Raw genomic sequence first — 18,075 nt, 5'->3', positions numbered from 1 at the left:
CCCCAGCCGCGCTTCAACGCAACGCATCAGGACGCAAGTCCGGGCTGTCACGAATGTCCGGAAAATATCACTAGTAGATAAATTTTCCGAACATCATAGGAATTCTTGGCTTCTCCGCCTAACACTTCACTTCCTTCGGATGGTGGAGAAAGCCGAAGCCACCATGCGGAGGATCCCCCTGGAGAACACGCATGCGTATCAGAGCAACAGGAGTGGCCGTGGCATTGTTGATGGCGGCATGCGCGGCCAGTTCCGCGAGCGCCGCCACCTCTGGCGCTCAGCCGTCTGGCTCGTCCGCCATCTTCTTCATCGACACCACGTCGTGGGCAGACATCCACTACAAGGTGAACAACGGTTTGCAGCAGAACGTGAGGATGGTCGTCACCGGAGGCCGCAACCAGTTCACGGTGAGCGGTCTCATCACTGGTGATTTCGTCGACTACTCGTTCACGTATTGGGACGTGGGCTGTAACTGCGCCTTCGACACGACGTGGGCGCGCTACACGCACTCGGGAGGCACGTCGCAACCGGACGCCGGCACGGGCACTCCCGACGCTGGCCCTGGTACCCCCGACGCCGGGCCCCCGCCCGACGTAGGGAACATCATCCCCCTCTTCAACACCGGCACCGCGCTGGAGCCCGCGACGACGCAGGACACGTCGACCGCGCTCATCACCCGCGTGGGAGATCGCGTCCGTGACAGGCACGCGCGCGAGTCTCAGTACCAGGCGTATGACCATTACCTGGCGCGATACTTCGAGAACCGCACCTTCTGGCTCGAAATCTTCGACGAGGTGGCCAAGGGTGGCAGTCAAATCCGGGTGAATCTCCACACGGTGGCTCCGCATGACGGCACGAACTTCCGGGCCTTCTTCCGCGGCCTCAACACCGTGGCGGAGTACTTCCACAACGGCACCTTCGAGCGGGTGAACGACTTCCTCTACACCGCGAGCGTCAACTTCAACGCCAAGGAGGGCCGGGCCATCCGCGTGGGTGACCGCATGGAGATCGAGGCCGGCGTCTTCCTTCGGCAACCGGTGGAAGGGCGATTCAACTACTACGGCCGCGCCATGCTCTACATCGTGGGCAGCGCGGGAATCGTCCCCTTCGAGGGCCAGGGCGCCATCAACGACTCCTTCGCCCTGCCCGCCGCGGGCTGGTCGGGTGGCCGCACGACGCTGAACTACCCCTACTCCAACGAGCCGAGGAACCGGTTCCTGCAGATGGCGCTGAACATGGCGCCCATCAACGCGCAGCCCTTCGTCGAGGGCCGCCGCCTGCACCACACCGACTTCAGCGACGGCAGCCACTCGGAGCCGGGCAACCCCATCTTGTCGTCGCAGGTGAACAAGCTGGGGCCTCACTACATCAACCGCTCCTGCATCTCCTGCCACGTGCAGAACGGCCGCGGACTGCCGCCCGCCGTCAACACCACCCTGGGCAACTACGTCGTCAAGGTGGGCCGGGTGAATGGCTCCACGGTGACGGCGGAGCCCTTCCTGGGCTACCGCCTCCAGCCGCGCAGCACCAGCGGCACCCCCGAGGCGGACGTGCGCATCGCAAGCTGGACGACCAGCACGGGCCAGTTCGCGGACGGCACGGGCTACGAGCTGCGCAAGCCCAACTACAGCTTCCTCAACGTCATCCCCACGAACCACTCGGCGCGCATCACGCCGCAGCTCGTGGGCCTGGGCTTGCTGGAAGCGGTCCCCGAGACGGCCGTGGCGGGGCTCGCCGACCCGAACGACAGCAACGGTGACGGCATCTCCGGTCGCATGCAGGCCGTCGTCGACCCGGAGACGGGCCAGACGCGGCTGGGGCGCTTCGGTTGGAAGGCCGGCATCGCCCGGCTCAAGCACCAGGTGGCCGAGGCCCTCAACCGGGACATCGGCGTCACCACCGCCGTGTTCCCCACGGGCGACTGCGGCCCCTCGCAGCAGGGGTGCGCGGGCTCCAGCCAGGAGCTGAACAACACGGACCTGGACAAGATGGTGCGCTACGTGGCGCTGCTCGGCGTGCCCGCGCGGCGTGACTTGCGCGACACCACGGCGCTGCGCGGCGAGACGCTGTTCGCGAACGCGGGCTGCGCGAAGTGCCACACGGCCTCGCTCACCACCAGCGCCTTCCACCCGAACGCGGAGCTGCGCGGACAGACCATCCGCCCGTACACCGACCTGCTCCTGCACGACATGGGCACGGGCCTGGCGGACAACCTGCCGGAAGGCATCGCGTCCGGCGCCGAGTGGCGTACGCCCCCCTTGTGGGGCATCGGCCTGACGGCGGGCGTCAGCGGAGGCGAGGCGTACCTGCATGACGGTCGCGCTCGCAACCTCACGGAGGCCATCCTCTGGCACGCGGGCGAGGGCAACGCCTCGAAGAACGCCTTCGTCGCGATGAACGCCGCGGACCGGGCCGCGCTGTTGCGGTTCCTCCAGTCGCTGTAGCCGTCGAGCCCACCCGGTTCGACGCGGGCTCGGGGAGTCCCGAAGACAGGGGCTCCCCGGGCCGTCGCCGCTACGCCTCCACGGCCTGGAGCTTCCGGCCGCCCTGCATCTGCGCCACGGTGACGCACTGGTTCCGGCCGTTGCGCTTGGAGTGGTAGAGGCACTGGTCGGCGAGGTCGATGAGCTGCTGCTTCTCCATCCCGTGGTCCGGGAAGGTGGCGATGCCCAGCGACATGGTGATGCGCAGGGGCCCCATCTCCGTCTGGAAGACCTCCGCCTTCACCGCCTCGCGAATCCGCTCGGAGATGGTGTACGCGCCCTTCGCGTCCGTCTCCGGCATGATGATGACGAACTCCTCGCCGCCGTAGCGCGCCACCACGTCCGTGTCTCGCGCCATGGACTTGATGATGCGCGCCACGCCCTTGAGCACCTGGTCGCCCGTCGGGTGGCCGTAGGTGTCGTTGACGCTCTTGAAGTGGTCCACGTCCGTGAGGACGACGGAGCACTTGCGCTGGTAGCGCCGCGCCTGCGCGAGAATCTCGTCCGCCTTCGCCTGGAAGGTGCGGTGGTTGAACAGGCCGGTGAGGCCGTCCGTCGTCGCCATCCGCTCCATCTGCTCGTAGAGCTGCGCGCGCAGCACCGCCTGCGCGGCTTGAATCGCGATGACCTCGATCATCCGCAGCACGTCCTGCTCGAAGTTCGCCTTCTTGCGCGAGCCCGCCACCAGCGTGCCCAGGATGCGGTCGCCCGCCACCAGCGGGAAGATCTTCAGCGCGCCCAGGCCGCGAATCTGCGTCTCGTCGTCGAAGATGACCTGCCGGTCCATGGCCTTCAAGTCCCGGCCCGGCAGCGGCGCGCCGTAGCGCACCACGTTGGCGACCAGCCCGTTGTTGTCCGGGAACGAGCGGCCCTCCAGCGCCTTGCCCTGCGCCGTCACGCCCGTCATCCGCGCCACGCGGTGCATCCGCTTGCCGTCCACTTCCGACACCAGCGTCACCGCGCAGAAGTCCAGGCCCGCCAGCTGCCGGGTGCTCTCCAGCACCGCCACGAAGACCTGCTCCGGGCTGCCCGCGCGGTTCAGCTCCTCGATGGCCTTGAAGAACCGGTCCTTCTCGTCGCGCGTCTTGCGGATGTAGCTCATCACCCGCTCGACCTCGATGGAGCGCAGGACTTCGCCGGCGATGGTGCTCAGGAGCTTCTCGTCCTGGTCGCTGAACGGCTCGTGCGCCAGCCGGTCCGCCACGAGCACGCCGCGCACCAGGCCGCTGCCCTCGATGATGGGGACCGCCAGCAGGGCCTGCACGTTGGGGCCGCTGCCCTCGTAGTACGTCACGCCCTTGAGGCCCTGGGCGGAGTTCATCCGCACCGGCGCACGGCGCTTGAGCACGCCGCCGATGATGCCCTCGCCCGCGCCGAACCGCTCGCGCTGCACGCGCTCGGAGCCGGAGCGGCAGTCGTAGAGCTTCAGGCTGCGGTCGTCGGAGGCGAGCAGGAAGGCCGCGCAGGTGTGCGTGCGCAGGCCCGTCTCGGCGATCTCCAGCGCCGCGTGCACCGCGCCTTCAATCTCCTTGACCGAGGCGACGAGCCACTTCTCGTCGGAGCTCATGCCGCTGAAGCTGTCCGCCGTGCCGGAGCTGACCAGGCGGAAGGTGCGCGCGCGCTCCTCCACCTCGCGGATGCGCTTCTGCACCGCGTCGTTCTCCGCCCGGCGGGCCACGGCGATGCGCGACGCCAGCACCAGGTGGTACAGGCCCGCGAAGAGCACGAGGAACGCCGAGTGCATCGCGAAGCTCGCCGCGTTCGGCACCGGGCCGCCCAGCGTCACCAGCGCGTCGAACACCAGCGCCACGCCCAGCAGCGTCAGCCCCGCGTTGCGCGGCAGGAAGGCGACCAGGAACGCCATCAGCAGATAGACGATGGGGAACAGCTCCCCTCCCCCGATGGCCACGACGATGAAGCCCGCGGCGACCAGCCCGCCGCCCAGCTCCAGGTCATCTCGCAAATCGATGATGGCGCCCACCGAGCCGCGCATGGCCCGGCGCCACGCCGCCACGCCGATGCCCACCAGCAGGAACAGCACCAGCGCGGCCTCCGGCCAGCCCAGCGTGTGCAGGCCTCGGAAGCCGCCGCGCGCCAGGTGGAGGAAGGTGGCCAGCCCCGCGACGGAGGGAACCAGCCGCACGACATGACGCAGCAACCTTCCGGGCGACGGAAACGCGCTCAGCGACGTCATGGTGACTCCAGATGAAAGACGAGCTCGCCCGGCTTCACGTAGCCGAGCTCTTCACGGACGGCCCGCTCCAGCGCCGCGGGGTCCTTGCGCAAAGCGGCGATCTCCTGACGCAGCGCCTCGTTCTGCTCCGACACGGAGGCGTTGCGCTGCTGGAGCGCATCCACGTCCTGTCGCAAGGAGAGGTAGCGGCGGAAGCCCTTAGCATCCGCCACCGACAGCAGGCTCAAGGCCCCCGCCACACCGACCGCCACCACCAGGAGCTTTCCGCGAGCCGTCATGAACGCTGGCGACGATACCCGCGAGCCTCGCCCCCGCAAGAAATCCGCTCCAGACCTGTAGCACCCGCGAGCGCACCCGCGGCGCGCCACGAAAGCCCGGCGACTTGGAGCGCTCAGTCCTGCTTCAGCAGCTTTTCAATCGCCTTCGCCACGTCGTCATGCCCTTCCACGCCCTGCCAGCCGGCCACCGCGCGGCCTCGCTTGTCCAACAGGATGGTGGTGGGCAGCCCCTTGATGGGGCCGAAGGGGCTGCGGCCCTCGATGATCCACGGGGAGGCCACCAGCATCGGGTAGCGGGGCGCGTAGTGCTCGGCGAAGGGCCGGAGCACCTTGGCGCCCTCCAGGTCCATCCCCACGGAGACGACCTGAAACCCCTGGGCGCCGTAGTCGCGCTGGAGCGCCTCCAGCGTCGGCATCTCCGCCAGGCACGGGAAGCACCACGTCGCGAAGAAGGAGACCAGGACGACCTTGCCCTGGAGCTTGCGCACATCGTGGCCGGTGGGCCCCACCGAGGGCAGGGCCAGCGACTGGAGGAAGGCGGGCCCGGCGTCCACGGGCCGCGAGCCTCGGCACCCCGAGAGCGTCAGCAGGGCGATGCAGGCCAGGGCTCGCGCGGCGGCCCCCATCTCACGCTTCCGGGTCCGGAGGAATGCCGCGCTGACAGTCCCGACACAGGCCGTACAGCTCCATCTTGTGCGACGTCACCGCGAAGCCGTGCTTCTTGGCCACCGCGTCCTGGAGCGTCTCGATGCGATCATTCTCGAACTCGATGATGGTGCCGCACCGGGTGCAGATGAGGTGATCGTGGTGATCCCTCCCCGCCGCCGCCTCATAGCGCGTCTGGCCGTCGCCGAAGTTCCGGGCGTGGGCCAGGCCGCACTCGTTGAGCAGCTTCATGGTCCGGTACACCGTCGCCACGGAGACCTTCGCGTCCTGCGAGCGCACCTTGTTCCACAGCTCTTCGACCGACAGGTGCCCACCCACGGAGAAGAAGGTGTCGATGATGAGGCTGCGCTGACGCGTGCTCTTCAGCCCGTGCTGGGCCATGTAGCGGGCGAGCACCTCGTCCTTGTCCTTGATGTCTTCGTGGTCGTGGTCGTGGCCCTGCATGAAATCCCTCGGTAGGGGGCCGACCCTGCCCTGGCCCTCTCATCCTGTTGTCACCGCGCCCCGAAATCGCGCGCCCCGCCCTTCCCCCCCGCTCCGGTCATCCTCGAAGTAAACTGTCAGCGACCTCTGTTGGTCTCCGGACGCGGGGCATCTGATACCCCCCGCCCCCTCGGCCCGCAACGTCGGCAGCCGGCATCAAGGGGCGCTCCCTCCCTTGGCCGGCCTCCGTATCATGGCTTGCAACAGCCGCTGGCTGTTTAGATTGGGAGCGGACTGGCTCATTGACACCTGTCTGGCCACGAAGATAGAGGCATCCGCCCTCGTAAACGAGCATTTTTCCGCACCTTTCCATGACCAGCCCCTGGCAGAGAAGACGACAGCCCGACGACGTCCCCACCCCTGTGGCGGTTGCCGTCTCGGATTTCTGCCGGCGCGCGAAGTCGCCGGCACCCGCTCCCGAGGTCCGTGAAGCCCTCGCCTTGCTGCTCGAGGACGATGACTTCCGGGTCCGGGCCCTCACCGACGCCGAGCCGGAGACCACCCCCCTGGGGCCCTTCGCCGTCGTGGACATCCTCCGAGGGACCGCCCCCGCCGTTGCCGCCCAGCGTCAGAGCTGCGGCTACTACGACGTGGCCCGCGAACTGGCCTATGTGCGGGAGGAGAAGACGCCTCCGCCCGCCGTGGTCGCGGATCCCTCCATCCCCTCCTTCGCACTGCCTGCCGCCAAGCCCGCCGAGTCCTCCGGCAAGGCGAAGAAGGCCTCCAAGGCGGAGGAGGCTGCCACCGTCCAGGAGCGCATCGCCCCGAAGAAGCGCTCCACCCTGGTGGACGAGGAGACGACCTCTCCGTCCGAGCAGGACCTGACGGCCCTGGATGACGGGCCGAGCTTCCTGCGTCGCGACCTCCCCCGTCCTCGGGGCCGCTTCACCCGCGTGGAGGCACCCCGCACGCCCTTCGTGGAGCTGACGCGCGCCGGTGGCAAGGACCTCCTGGAGGCCTCGCTGGAGGGCTCCGAGCACCGCTTCGCCCTGCTGCGCAACATGTCCCACCGGTTCAACGGCTCGCGCGGCGACCTGACGCTCGTGGATCTGGAGGCGGTGCTGCGCGATCACGGCCTGCTCGACGCGCTGAAGGAGAAGGAGCGCCTCCAAGTCCTGGACGCCTACAGCCAGCAGCGTGGCGCCACGGGCCGGGTGGGCTGGGCGCTGGGCGTGAGTCCGCCGGAGCTGGCGCGACTGGTGGCCTCCGTCGGGCTGACCGAGGACGTGGAGGCGCTGCGTGAGCGCTTCCGTCGCGAGGCGCTGGCCACCTCGCACCTGACACACCGGTTGGATCTGCTGGGCCGTGAGAAGTACCTCGTGGACCTGGGCATCCAGCGCAAGTTCAACGAGTCGCTCCGCAAGGACCTGGAGCGGCTGATGCGGGACGAGGTGCCTGGCGCCACGGACCTGCATGGACTCTGTGACTCCGTGGGCCGCAAGTACGGCTCGCCCGCGGAGCTGATCTTCCGCGCCATCGAGCGCCTGGGGCTCGCGGAGGGGCTGCGCAAGCAGCTCCACCCCGGCGTCCCTCCCTCAACTCCCTGAAGAGGCACCGCGACCATGCCCATCTACGAGTACGCCTGTCAGAGCTGTGGAAAAGTCATTGATGTCCTGCAGAAGTTCTCCGACCCCGCGCCCGCGGTGTGCGCCACGTGCGGCGCCGAGGGCCCGCTGACCAAGATGCTCAGCCGCTCCAGCTTCGTCCTCAAGGGCGGCGGCTGGTACTCCGACCTGTACAGCTCGACGAAGAAGGACGGCGCCTCGTCGTCCTCCTCCTCGAGCTCCTCGGGTTCTTCGAGCAGCGGCTCCTCGTCCACCGCGAGCAGCACGCCGTCGTCGACGCCCGCCGCGTCGTCCACGACGAGCAGCACCCCGGCGCCGGCCGCGGCCTCGGGCGACAAGAAGTAGTCGGACGCGGAGGGGCGGAAAATTCGCGCGGGGTCCGGGAGCGACGCACACTCGCGCCCCGTGCCCTTCCCCCCCTCCAAGCGTCCTCCCCGCCAATGTGCTCTGTGCGGTCACCCGGAGCTCACGGATACGCGCGGGCTCGGCCGCTTCCTGCTGGTACCGGACCCGCATGGCCGGGGTCCCGTGTGCCCGGCGCAGCGCGGCTGCCGTGGCGGCAAGCGGGACACCTCCGCCGCGACGACGCTGACGCAGGCATCGCGCTGAGCTAAGCAAGGCACTTCCCGCGCGCCCTGTCGCGGAGGTGCCCTGATGCTCGCCCGACGCCCCTTCTCCTCGCTGTCCCTCCTCGTGCTGGCCGCGTTCGCGGTCGGCTGTGGCAACTACACCCGCATGGCGCCGGACGCCCGCACGTCGCTCCAGCGCACGCTCACCGGCCCGGAGGCGGAGCAGTACCTGCGCGTCTCCGGCAACGTCACCCCCTTCTTCGGGGACGGCTCCAAGCGGCTGCTCACGCCCTATGCGCCAGACGACGTGCGCCTCCTGGACGACAGCAAGGGCAAGCCCATCAACCCCGGCGCCGTGGAGCGCACGCTGCCCGCGGGCACGAAGCTGCGCATCACCAAGGTGGAGTTCCCCACCGCGTGGGTGGTCGCCGAGCGCGTCCTCTACACGCCGCGCACCTGGCCGTGGGTCTACCTGGCCGAGGACGGCAAGCCGGACGCGCCGCCCCTCGTGCTGGTGCTGCCGCCCAACCTGGAGCAGCCCAACGACTTCCGCGCGGAGGTGGAGAAGTACCTCACCCCCCAGAACCCCAAGGCCCAGCTGGAGGCCCTGGCGCCCCCCGTGCGCGACGCCGTGCGAGAGAAGCGTCTGGTGGCCAACATGTCCGCGGACGCGGTCCGCATGGCCTGGGGGCCGCCGGAGCTGGTGCGGCGCACGCTGGAGGGCACCGCGAAGAACGAGGAGTGGACGTATCCGGGAGGCCGCCGCAAGGCCTTCATCACGGATGGCCGCCTGGCTCGCGCCGAAGAGGCGGGCGCCTCCGTCCTGCCGTAGCGCCCGCGCGACCCGGAGCTACCGGCGACCGCCACCGCCGCCACCGCGGCGGCGCTTGCCACCACCGCCACCACCACCGCCGCCCTGCTTGCGAGCCGCCTGGGCCTCGCCGGGACGCGTGAGGCGGGGCAGCTCGCCGGCCATCACCGGCCAGAACTCGCCCTTGAGCAGCTCGGCCACCAGCTGGGCCTGCGTCGTCACGGGGTTCTTGAAGAACGTGGCGCCCCGGCCCATCTCGTCCAGGGAGCCGCGCACGTCGCTGCCGCCGGTGCAGGGCAGCTTGAGCGCCTCGGCTGCCTCCACGGCCAGGTCATTGGCGGTCTGCTTCACCCGGGCGTTGTAGCCCTCCACGGCGCTCAGCAGGTTGAGCGAGCGCACGAAGTCCATGGCCGGGTTGGGCGAGTCCCTGTCGAAGGGCCGCGCGGCGATGATCGCCGCGCCCATCGCCTTCACCTTGGGCAGACACTCCGCGGCGCTCCAGGGCTTCTCGCGGTTGCTGCCCCACATCTGCACGGGCTCCGGGGCCAGCTCCGGCTTCGGGAAGAAGCACAGGTATTGGCCACGGTCCGTCACCAGCTCCAACCCGACGAACACCTTCACCTTCGACTTCGCGCCAATCTCGAACAGCTCGTCACAGCCGTCCTGGGTATTGGTTTCCGTGAAGGCCACCCCGTCCAGGCCGAACAGCGCGGCCCGTTCCAACACGGCGCGAGGGTCCAACTCGCACCCCTTGGACAGGTGGGAATGGGCGTGCAGGTCGATGAGCATGGGCGCCGCTCCCTAACAGGCTCCCCAGGGCCTGTCGAGCCCGCGGTGCCCCCCTGCGTCCCTCAGGCGAAGGCGTAGGACTGGAAGGTCCCCTGCTTGGCCTGCGTGTTCTTCTCCTCGTAGGTGCGGATGAGGTACCCCATCAGCATCAGCGAGGACGTGTTCTCCAGCACCCGGGACGGGTCCTTGGAGATGAGATTGGCGCTGTAGTTCAAGAAGAACTGCGCCAGCTCCTCCCCCGCCTCCTTGACGATGAGCGCATTCAGCGCGGTGGGCTCCATCGTCCGGATGGTGTTGATGAAATCAACCGCCAGATCCTTCTTCGTCTTCACGTCCACGGGCCTGCCCCCTTCCCCAACACGCCGCCACTCGTGGCCCCCTGCCTCGAGCGCCCCCAAACGGGTGCGACTTGAGCAAACTAAGCACGCGCTTCCGGCTGCAAACCCCCGTCGCGAGGCCTCCAACACCCTACCCTCCAGGAAGCCGGGTTTTTGACACCTCGGAACACGCCGTGCGAGGATGCCCCCTTGTCCTGAATTGGGACCGCACAAGGAGTGGCAGGCGATGTTCACGGGCGTGAAGGTCTTCTCCGCCACCAAGGCGAAGGAGCGCGAGGAGCTGGGTGAGAACGTCACCCGCTGGATGAAGAGCAACTCCGATCTGGAGATCGTGGATCGCGTGGTGGCCCAGTCGTCGGACAACGAATTCCACTGCTACACCCTCGTGCTCTTCTACAAGCACAAGACGGCGCAGCAGCCCGTTCCGCAGCCGTAGTTCGCGGGGCCGCGGTGGGAAGGGGGCGGCCCCTCCCCTTCCCTCGACTCCGCGGCGGCATTACTCGGCGGAAGGCACGTACACGGCGACGCTGCGCGGAGGGATGACCAGTTGGGTCTCCGTCCCGGCGAGCTGGAGCGTGCGGCCACTGAAGACGTCCTTGTAGGTGGCGCTGCTCGCCGCCAGGCTTCCCAGGGGCTCCACCACCAGCGGGCGCTCCACGTCGCTCCGGTTGATGGCGATCACCGCGCCCTGCCCGTCCGGCAGTGAGCGCTGGAAGACGTACAAGTCCCTCTCGATTCGCAGCGTGTGCCGGGCTCCCGTCTGGAGCGCGGGATGGGCGAGGCGCGCCTGCCCCAGCTTCTGGACGACGGTGAGCAGCTCCGCCTCCAGCGGGGTGAGCGTGGAGCCGAAGCGCATCAGCCGGCGGTTGTCGGGGTCTCCCGCGCCCGGCAGGCCCACCTCGTCCCCGTAATAGACGAGCGGCACGCCCGGCTGGGTCAGCACGAAGGTGAAGGCGAACTTCGCCTTCTCGAAGGCCGCCGCGTCCGTCACCGTCGCCGAGGGGCGGGCGCTGCTCCAGGGGTCTCCCCCCTCCCCGTCCAGCTGCTTCGCCGCCTGGGAGATGAAGCGCGCCACGTCGTGGTTGCCGATGAAGGGCGAGTTGATGGTGCCCGGCGCGTAGAAGACCTCGTTCTCCCGCACCGCCTGGTCCACGCGCTCCAGGCCCTGGCCGTCCGCGAAGGCCTCGCGCACCGGCCAGTACAGCGGGAAGTCGAACTGGCCATCCAGCTCGCGAGGGCTGATGTAGCGGGCGATCTGCGAGCGGCCGTCCGCGCCGACGAAGGTCTCACCCACCAGGTAGAACTCGGTGCCCGTCATCGCGGTGATGTCCCTCAGACGTCCGCGCAGGGTGCGCCCCGCCACCTGGTCCAGGTGCTTGACGGCGTCCATGCGGAAGCCGTCGAAGTCCGCCGCCTCCAGCCACCACAGGGTGTCGTCGATGAACCGGTCCACCATGTTCGACGACCGCCAGTTGAAGTCCGGCAGGTAGTCGGTGAACTTGCACGTCAGCCGCTTCTCTTCCCAGTCACAGTCCTGGGTGCCGCACACGCAGCTGGCGGAGGTGTTGAACCAGTCGTCGTTCCGGTGGCTGACCCAGTACGGGTGCTCCTGGTGGACGTGGTTGAGCACCAGGTCGGCGATGACGCGGATGCCCTTGCGGTGGGCCGCGGCGGTGAGGGCGCGCAGCTCTTCAATCGAGCCGAAGCGGTGCTGCGTCGTGCGCGGCTGCGAGGGCCAGTAGCCGTGGTAGCCGGCGTAGTACTTGCCGCCCGTGCCGATGAAGCGCCCCTCGGGGTTCTGGTCCACCGGGGAGATCCACAGCGTGCGCACGCCGAGCGCGTCGAAGTAGCCGTCGTTGATCTTCTCGGTGATGCCGGCGAAGTCGCCGCCCTGGTAGTTGGCGATGGGGTCCACGTCCGCCACGGCGCCGTCATTCTCGGTGCGCGCGTTGAGGAAGCGGTCCGTGAAGGCGAAGTACATCAGCCCCGACTCCCATCGGAACTTCTGGGGCTCCACCCAGAACGGCAGGTAGAGCGGCTCCGCCGCGCGGCCGGAGGTGTCCATGGCCACCACCTTCACGTGGTGCTTGCCCTGGGCCAGTCCCTCGACCTTCAGCCGCAGGCGCCCCGTCTTCGCGTCGAAGGTGCCGGGCTTGACCTCTCCGTCCAGCGACAGCGTCACCCGCTCGGAGTCCGGCCCCACCTCGTCCGTCCCGTCGACGTAGGCCACGTCGACGTCCAGCGCGCCCTCGGGCGTCGCGACGAAGCGCCTCAGCTCCAGCACCGGCTGCCGGCAGTCGGGCACCGTCAGGCGCGAGTACTCCTCCGTGCGCACCCAGCGGGAGTATGGATTCTGCGGATCCATCAACTCCTGCTTGCCCACGACGAAGCGGTAGCCGTAGTCGCGCGGCTCCAAGCCTTCCACGCGCGCGGTGAACACGCCGTCCCCTCGGTCCGCCATGCGCAGGGAGGTGGCGGTGAAGCCATTCCATTCGCCCGTGACGAACACCGTGCCCTGGAGCGACTGCTGGGGCGCGTACGTCAGCGTCACCTCGCAGGTCCGGACGGGAATGGAGTCCTCGGAGTCACCGCAGGCCGCGGAGAGGAGCAACACCGGAAGCGCGAGCGAACGGACGATGCGGGAGTGCGTCATGCGGCTGCCTTTCTACGGGAGGCCCCCTCGCTTTTCCATGCCCCCCGACGACACCTTCTTGGCCCACTGCGTCATGGCGGAGGTGACGCCCACTGGACACTGGAGGGCGACTCGCACCTTGGGACAGGAGCCACCGGCCCAACCTGCTGGGTACTCAGGGCTCCCCCAGGCGACCGAGCCCGCAGTCTCGTCCCGCACCCGCGCTCACGGTTCCCCCTTCAAGGAAAACGCATGAGAGCTCCCCTTCCGGCGTGGCGTCTCCTCGCGGTACCGCTGTTCCTCGCAGCCAGCGTCGCGGTGGCGTCCAGTCATCGCGAGGCTCCGCTCATCAGCAACGACCCGGCGGCGGACGGGACGGACATGTACGCCTGGAAGCAGGGCGGCAACCTGGTGCTGGTGGCGAACTACTCGCCCTTCGGCCTCCCCTACGGTGGCCCCAACTTCTACCTGTTCGACGACAACGTCCTCTACGAAATCCAGATTGACCAGTCGGGTGATGGCGCTCCCGACATTCGCTACCAGTTCCGCTTCCGCACGCAGATTCGTCCCAGCCCCCTGCCCTCGGTGGGCGCGGTGGCCGGCTATGACGCCTTCAAGGACTCCTTCCTGTACGCCTTCGCGGGCGTGAAGACGGCCACGGCGCCGGAGATCCTCCGCTACCAGACGTACACGCTCACCAAGGTGGTGGGCGGCTCCAACCAGGTCATCGTCCGCGACGCGCCGGTGGCCCCCAACAACGTGGGGCGGCTGACGACGCCGACCTATCCGCAAACCGCGACGGGCTCCACGTTGGACCCCATCACCCAGAGCGCCATCCAGACGGGCCTGGGCAGCGCGGCCAAGTACAAGGTCTTCGCGGGACCTCGGGACGATCCGTTCTTCGTCAACCTCTCGAAGACCTTCGACTTCCTCAATTACGACGGCAAGCCGAACCGCGATGACCTGGCGGGGCTGAACATCCTGTCACTCGTCATCGAGCTGCCGCTGACGGAGTTCAGCTCTCCGCACCTGGGCATCTGGACCACGTCCAGCCGGCCGAAGGTCACCACGCGCCGAGCCGATGGCGGCGTGGACACGAGCGGCGCGTGGGTGCAGGTGTCCCGGTTGGGCAATCCCCTGGTGAACGAGGTGGTCGTTCCCTTGAAGTTCAAGGACTTCTTCAACGCCTCCAAGCCGCAGAACGACCTGGCCAACCCCACCATCGTCGCCATCGTCACCAACCCGGAGCTGCCCCAGCTCCTCCAGGCCAAGGGCTTCATCCCCCTGGCCCCGCCCTCGCCGCGCACGGACCTGGCCGCCATCTACACCCGCAACACGCAGGGCAAACCCACCGGTGAGATGCTCCACATCAACACCGGCACGGACTCCGCGTACCCGAATGGTCGGCTGCTCACCGACGACGTGACGGACGTGGCGCTCAAGGCGGTGGGCGGGGCCTTCTTCACGACGTTCGCGGATGGCGGGCCCGCCACGCTTCCGGATGGAGGCGGCACGTTCGCGGCGGCCGCCGCCGGGCTCAGCGATGGCGTGGCGGCCAACGACAAGGCGTTCCTCACCGCCTTCCCATATCTGGCGCCTCCCCACTCCGGCGATCCGACTCCCTGAGCCTTCGCGCCATGGCCTCTCGACAACTGCTCGCCCTTGGCGTCGCGATGGTGGCGATCTCCGTGGGCGGGCTCACGCGGTGGTGGCTGGCCCCCGCGCGCCCGGACTCCTCGCGCGTGCGGGCCTCGGAGTCCACGCTGGAACGACTGGCCCGGCTGGAGCGAGAAGCCCCGCCGGACAGCGCCCCGGCGCAGGCGCGGCTCGCCACGGAGTGGATGCGGGAGGGGCTGCGCTCGGCGGATGCCCGGCACCTGATGCACGCGCGTGTCGCGGCCCGGCGCGCGTTGCTGGTGGACCCCGAACGCGTGGATGCGCTCAAGGTGGAGCTGCTGCTGCTCCACCACGACCACCAGTTCAAGGACCTCCGTGACGCCGCCCTGCGGCTGACGGAGCAGCACCCGCATGACGCCTTCTTCCAGGGACTGCTCGGAGACGCCGAACTGGAGCTGGGGCGCTACGACGAGGGAGAGGCGGCCTACGGGCGGATGATGGACCTGAAGCCCTCGCACGCCACGTACACGCGGGTGGGGTATCTGCGTCTTTTGAGGGGCGACGTGGACGGGGCCATCTCCGTGCTCAAGCTCGCGGCGACGTCGGCGGACCCGCGGGATGGCGACACGGTGGCCAAGGCGCTGTGTGAGCTGGGCGATGCGTTCCTCGCGAAGGGAGCGCCGGACACGGCCTTCGAGTACTTCACCGTCGCGCTCACGCATGCACCGGGCCTGGACCGGGCACACGCGGGACGCGGCCATGTCCTGCGCGCCCGAGGACAGGCCGACGCGGCGGTCGAGGCCTATCGAGCGGCGATGACGGCCCGTCCCCAGGCGGGGCACCGCGCCTTCCTGGCGGATGCGCTCCTGGCGGCGGGACGCGGGCAGGAGGCCCAGGTGGAATACGCCCTGGCACTCCAGGACACGGCCCAGGACTCACGCGAGCAGGCGCGACTGCTGCTGGACCTGGGACGCGACGGGGCCCAGGCGGAGGCGCTCGCCCGGCGTGAGCTGACGCAACGGAGGGACGTCTTCACGCAGGCGGTGCTGGCCTATGCGCTCGTCAACGCGGGCAAGGTGGAGGAGGCACGGCCCCTGATTCAAGCCGCGCTGAGGCTGGGGACGCGCAACGCGAGGTTGGAGTACGTCGCGGGGCTCGTCGCCTCGGCGGGGGGAGAGCAGGACAGTGCCCGGCTTCACCTGGACGCGGCGCTGCGAGGGTTTCCTCCGCTTCCGCCGAGACAGGTGGAGCGGGCCCGGGAGCTGCTCGGGGCGATGACACCTCTTCCGGGAGATGTCAGGGCCCAGGCCCGGGGCCAGCGAGCGGAGTGAGGCAAGCCGCCCGCGCCCGTGCCCTTCCTACGGCTCCGCGCGATTGCCCTGCATGGACTCGTACTCCTCCAGGGCCTTGATCACCGCGCTCGCATGGGGATGGTTCGACGGGGCCAGCTCGAGGAAGAGGCGGTAGTGCTTCGCGCCCTCCTCCTTGCGCTCGAGCTTGGCCGCCACCGAGCCCAGGAACAGGTGGCACTCGAAGTTCTCCGGCTCCATCGCGACGCACTCACGCGCGCGTGTCCTCGCGGCGTCGTACTGCTTCGCCTTGTACAGGGCCCTTGCCTGCAGGAGCGCCAGCTCACCCCGGCTCGCTTCGGGCGGCTCGTCCGGCACCACGACCGGTGGCGACGGTCGAGGCGGCGCCCTGGGGGACGGCACCTTGGGTGCGCCTGTCGTCGGTCCCGTGCTCGGGGGACGGGTCCCCGTATCCAGGTCCTCCACGGGGGGCTGCTCCGTTCCGGCCGGTTCGGCGTCGGGGCGGACCCTGGAGCCACTCTCCCCTGTCTCGATGCGGACCTTCACCGCGCCCTGGTTGTCGGAGGAGTCATCGTCGATGAAGCCGCAAAAGAGCCCATGGACACCGCTGAGCTTCACGTCCTCCCCGCGAGACAGCAGGAAGCGCTGCGCTCGGGCCGGAGGCGTGCTCGGACCGTCACGCTCCGCGGACACCTGCTGCACGCACGCGACCTTCAACACCGCGCCCTGGTCCCTCCCTCGGGTGAAGGCGCCCCCCTCCACCTCCTCCAGCGTCAGCGTGTAGACCTCCATGGGGTCCAACCCGTCGACGAAGAGGCTCCGGCTCAGGTCGGTGGTCATGTACTCCACGTGGACGGTGTGGCGGCGCGCCTCGTTCGTGCGGGTGTTCAGCACCGTGACGACGCGCTCGGGCAGGTCATCCTCCGGCGTGGGCGCGCCCACCGTGAAGAACATCACCGCCGAGGCCCCTCGGAACGGCTCCGGCTTGCGCGTCACCAGTCCCACCGCCGCGTCCGCCGCGACGTCCTTCCCCGCCAACAGGAAGAAGAGGCTCGGCATGGGCTTGCCGCGATCCGCCGGGGCCAGGACGCCCGACTCGGAGATGCGATACGTCACCCGCGGATCCAACGTGCCCAGCGCCGCGCGCCCGGAGGACACGCCGAGGAGGTGCTTCCGAGCGTCCAGCCGGAACGACTCCATCGGCATGTGCACCGAATCCATCTTCCCCGGGGGCTCGACCTTCTGCCCCCTCTGCACTGGCTCCGCGGGCGGAGGGCCGCTCGGGGGGCGGGAGTCAACGGCTGGCTTGATCTGCGGACCGGGCAGCGGCGGCCGGGCCGGGCCGGTGGGCTTCGGCTCGGGCGGGACCCAGTCCGCCTTGAGCTTGTCGAAGGAGGTCCAGAACAGGCCCGCGAGCAGCAGCAGGCCCCCCGCCACCACGACGTGGTGCGTGGAGATGCGGAAGCCGTTCTCGAAGAAGCCTCCCCGGTCCGGAGAGTTGCCGTCCTCCTCCTCGTCGCCTTCGAGCCCTGCTCCCTCCCCACCATCCGGCAACTCCCCCGGAAGGCTCTCGAGGGTCTGCGGCTCGGTTCGCAGCTCGGGGGTGGACAGCTCCGTCGGCTTGGGCAGCAGGCTCGTGGTGGCGCGCCAGACGGACAGCTCCTCCACGAACGAGGCAGGCACCTTGGTGTCCTTGCCCATCTCCGTCAGGTCGGGGCGGAACAGCTCCCGCAGGAGATAGGCCGCGGACATCGCGGAGAAGCGCGGCGCCGCCTTGAAGAGGAACCCGGCCAGCGCATCCCCGAAGGCATGGGCGGACTCGAAGCGGTCCTCCTTCTTCACCGCGAGCGCCTTCTGGAGGATGGCCTCCAGGCGCACCGGCAGGTCCGGTTTGATGTCGCGCGGACGCGGCAACGGCTGGCGCGTGTGCAGCTTGTGCATCACCACGTACTCGGGCCCCTCCAAGGGGAGCCGGCCGCACACCATCTCGAACAGCACCACGGCCGTGGCCCAGACATCCGTGCGCGCGTCCACCTCTTCGCCCCGCGCCTGCTCCGGCGAGAAGAAGAGGTACTTGCCCTTCACCACGCCCGGGGCGGTGTCGAAGCTGCGCAGCGAGCGCGCCTTGGCGATGCCGAAGTCGACGATCTTGACCTGGCCCTCGTAGCTGATGAGGACGTTGTCGGGGGAGATGTCGCGGTGGACGATGTGCAGGGACTCGCCCTTGTCGTCCGCGCGCGTGTGCGCGTAGTGCAGGCCCCGGCACATCTCCAGGGCGATGTACGTGGCGATGGGCACCGGCAGGCTGGCGAAGTTGGAGCGCAGCGCCCGCTTCATGAT

General features: G+C 69.1%; 15 protein-coding genes. 7 read left to right on the top strand and 8 right to left on the bottom strand.

The features are described 5' to 3' along the window. Positions 1–191: 191 nt before the first annotated feature. On the top strand, positions 192–2,444 hold the full coding sequence (locus ACN469_RS34465; RefSeq protein WP_498775032.1) for a di-heme oxidoreductase family protein: 2,253 nt from the start codon (positions 192–194) through the stop codon (positions 2,442–2,444). 70 nt (positions 2,445–2,514) lie between these two features. Here the strand turns inward: ACN469_RS34465 and ACN469_RS34460 are convergent, their stop codons facing one another. The 4 genes from ACN469_RS34460 to ACN469_RS34445 form a co-directional block, all read right to left on the bottom strand. Beyond that, positions 2,515–4,677 (bottom strand): sensor domain-containing diguanylate cyclase, encoded by a 2,163-nt coding sequence (locus tag ACN469_RS34460; protein WP_498775030.1) that lies wholly within the window; start codon positions 4,675–4,677, stop codon positions 2,515–2,517. Next, positions 4,674–4,955 (bottom strand): FtsB family cell division protein, encoded by a 282-nt coding sequence (locus tag ACN469_RS34455; RefSeq protein WP_498775028.1) that lies wholly within the window; start codon positions 4,953–4,955, stop codon positions 4,674–4,676. The genes ACN469_RS34460 and ACN469_RS34455 overlap by 4 nt, the downstream gene beginning before the upstream one ends. Positions 4,956–5,068: 113 nt before the next feature. Then, entirely contained in the window at positions 5,069–5,581 is a 513-nt protein-coding gene (locus tag ACN469_RS34450; RefSeq protein WP_498775026.1) for a TlpA family protein disulfide reductase, read from the bottom strand. A gap of 1 nt (position 5,582) precedes the next feature. Further along, the gene (locus tag ACN469_RS34445) at positions 5,583–6,065 is read right to left on the bottom strand and encodes a Fur family transcriptional regulator (RefSeq protein ID WP_498775024.1); all 483 of its coding nucleotides are present in this window, start codon (positions 6,063–6,065) and stop codon (positions 5,583–5,585) included. A 350-nt stretch (positions 6,066–6,415) separates the two neighbouring features. On the opposite strand from ACN469_RS34445, the gene ACN469_RS34440 reads away from it, so the two are divergent. From ACN469_RS34440 to ACN469_RS34430, 3 genes are all read left to right on the top strand, one after another. Next, on the top strand, positions 6,416–7,651 hold the full coding sequence (locus ACN469_RS34440; RefSeq protein WP_498775022.1) for a hypothetical protein: 1,236 nt from the start codon (positions 6,416–6,418) through the stop codon (positions 7,649–7,651). A 15-nt stretch (positions 7,652–7,666) separates the two neighbouring features. Continuing rightward, a complete protein-coding gene (locus tag ACN469_RS34435; RefSeq protein ID WP_498775020.1) occupies positions 7,667–8,014 on the top strand; it encodes an FmdB family zinc ribbon protein in 348 nt (115 codons plus the stop codon). 309 nt (positions 8,015–8,323) lie between these two features. Further along, positions 8,324–9,070, top strand: a complete 747-nt coding sequence (locus ACN469_RS34430) for a hypothetical protein (protein ID WP_498775018.1) — start codon at positions 8,324–8,326, stop codon at positions 9,068–9,070. 18 nt (positions 9,071–9,088) lie between these two features. Here ACN469_RS34430 and ACN469_RS34425 read toward each other — a convergent pair whose 3' ends face one another. Further along, positions 9,089–9,838 (bottom strand): PHP-associated domain-containing protein, encoded by a 750-nt coding sequence (locus tag ACN469_RS34425; RefSeq protein WP_498775016.1) that lies wholly within the window; start codon positions 9,836–9,838, stop codon positions 9,089–9,091. Positions 9,839–9,900: 62 nt separating this feature from the next. Beyond that, a complete protein-coding gene (locus tag ACN469_RS34420; protein ID WP_046713894.1) occupies positions 9,901–10,176 on the bottom strand; it encodes a hypothetical protein in 276 nt (91 codons plus the stop codon). A 226-nt stretch (positions 10,177–10,402) separates the two neighbouring features. Between ACN469_RS34420 and ACN469_RS34415 the strand changes: the two genes are divergently transcribed. Further along, complete coding sequence (locus ACN469_RS34415; RefSeq protein WP_498775014.1) at positions 10,403–10,612, top strand: hypothetical protein; 210 nt, start codon at positions 10,403–10,405, stop codon at positions 10,610–10,612. Positions 10,613–10,672: 60 nt separating this feature from the next. Here ACN469_RS34415 and ACN469_RS34410 read toward each other — a convergent pair whose 3' ends face one another. Further along, positions 10,673–12,829, bottom strand: coding sequence for an alpha-amylase family glycosyl hydrolase (locus tag ACN469_RS34410; RefSeq protein ID WP_498775012.1), 2,157 nt, complete (start codon positions 12,827–12,829; stop codon positions 10,673–10,675). A gap of 231 nt (positions 12,830–13,060) precedes the next feature. Here ACN469_RS34410 and ACN469_RS34405 point away from each other — a divergent pair, with 231 nt between their 5' ends. Both ACN469_RS34405 and ACN469_RS34400 read left to right on the top strand, forming a co-directional pair. After that, positions 13,061–14,434 (top strand): DUF4331 domain-containing protein, encoded by a 1,374-nt coding sequence (locus ACN469_RS34405; RefSeq protein ID WP_498775010.1) that lies wholly within the window; start codon positions 13,061–13,063, stop codon positions 14,432–14,434. An 11-nt stretch (positions 14,435–14,445) separates the two neighbouring features. Continuing rightward, a complete protein-coding gene (locus ACN469_RS34400; RefSeq protein WP_498775008.1) occupies positions 14,446–15,756 on the top strand; it encodes a tetratricopeptide repeat protein in 1,311 nt (436 codons plus the stop codon). Between the two features lie 27 nt (positions 15,757–15,783). On the opposite strand, the gene ACN469_RS34395 is transcribed toward ACN469_RS34400, so the two are convergent. Next, on the bottom strand, positions 15,784–18,075 hold a 2,292-nt coding region (locus tag ACN469_RS34395), incomplete at its 5' end, for a protein kinase domain-containing protein (RefSeq protein ID WP_498775006.1).

This window comes from Corallococcus terminator (assembly GCF_049194865.1).
GTDB lineage: Bacteria > Myxococcota > Myxococcia > Myxococcales > Myxococcaceae > Myxococcus > Myxococcus terminator_A.
Note: the sequence above shows the minus strand (reverse complement) of the source record. Positions and strands in the feature narration are given on the sequence as shown.

Coding starts and splice junctions, on each gene's coding strand:
- ACN469_RS34430 (WP_498775018.1), top strand. CDS start 8,324: ATGCTCGCCCGACGCCCCTTCTCCTCGCTGTCCCTCCTCGTGCTGGCC.
- ACN469_RS34460 (WP_498775030.1), bottom strand. CDS start 4,677: ATGACGTCGCTGAGCGCGTTTCCGTCGCCCGGAAGGTTGCTGCGTCAT.
- ACN469_RS34440 (WP_498775022.1), top strand. CDS start 6,416: ATGACCAGCCCCTGGCAGAGAAGACGACAGCCCGACGACGTCCCCACC.
- ACN469_RS34445 (WP_498775024.1), bottom strand. CDS start 6,065: ATGCAGGGCCACGACCACGACCACGAAGACATCAAGGACAAGGACGAG.
- ACN469_RS34435 (WP_498775020.1), top strand. CDS start 7,667: ATGCCCATCTACGAGTACGCCTGTCAGAGCTGTGGAAAAGTCATTGAT.
- ACN469_RS34465 (WP_498775032.1), top strand. CDS start 192: ATGCGTATCAGAGCAACAGGAGTGGCCGTGGCATTGTTGATGGCGGCA.
- ACN469_RS34415 (WP_498775014.1), top strand. CDS start 10,403: ATGTTCACGGGCGTGAAGGTCTTCTCCGCCACCAAGGCGAAGGAGCGC.
- ACN469_RS34425 (WP_498775016.1), bottom strand. CDS start 9,838: ATGCTCATCGACCTGCACGCCCATTCCCACCTGTCCAAGGGGTGCGAG.
- ACN469_RS34450 (WP_498775026.1), bottom strand. CDS start 5,581: ATGGGGGCCGCCGCGCGAGCCCTGGCCTGCATCGCCCTGCTGACGCTC.
- ACN469_RS34400 (WP_498775008.1), top strand. CDS start 14,446: ATGGCCTCTCGACAACTGCTCGCCCTTGGCGTCGCGATGGTGGCGATC.
- ACN469_RS34410 (WP_498775012.1), bottom strand. CDS start 12,829: ATGACGCACTCCCGCATCGTCCGTTCGCTCGCGCTTCCGGTGTTGCTC.
- ACN469_RS34455 (WP_498775028.1), bottom strand. CDS start 4,955: ATGACGGCTCGCGGAAAGCTCCTGGTGGTGGCGGTCGGTGTGGCGGGG.
- ACN469_RS34405 (WP_498775010.1), top strand. CDS start 13,061: ATGAGAGCTCCCCTTCCGGCGTGGCGTCTCCTCGCGGTACCGCTGTTC.